Below are 545 nucleotides of genomic sequence, written 5' to 3' on the forward strand. Positions count from 1 at the left end.
CAATCACGTGATCGTATATTAGTTTTCAACCGTTTCAATAACGAAGACTTGGATACTTTAGCAACACAAGAGTCTGTTTCAAAAGCGAAGACGTTAGAGCAAGCGCAGCAACAAGCAGAGCTTGACCAACAGAAAGAACAAAAACTCATGAGTTCTTCTGTTGCGGTTTCGCATCCAGAAAACGGTATGCTGAACAACCAGAACGTCACAGAGCAGACTAAACCAGCTAAAATAATTTTCCGTGGTAAAGAGATTACAGAGGAAGACTTTGAAAAGCTGAAGCAAAATACTCGTCGCACTTTACTTGCACCAGTCTTGTTACAACTTCAGCAACAGTCTCGTTTGGGGCTAGCCCCTCAAATTGCTGAAGTCTTTGGTGAAGTGAAGCACCCAGGACGCTACCCGATCACTCAAAGAATGACGTTATCAACGCTTATTGAAGCTGCTGGTGGTTTGACTTACAACGCATTCACGATTAATGCAGGACTAGCGCGAACCGCGATTAATAGTGCGGATGAGCGTGCGTATATTGATGTTGAACGTAT

General features: G+C 43.5%; 1 protein-coding gene. It reads left to right on the plus strand.

Annotated elements, in window-relative coordinates:
• On the plus strand, positions 1-545 hold a 545-nt coding region (locus tag R7040_RS29255), incomplete at both ends, for an SLBB domain-containing protein (RefSeq protein WP_318098016.1).

It is taken from the genome of Vibrio sp. 1069 (assembly GCF_033340555.1).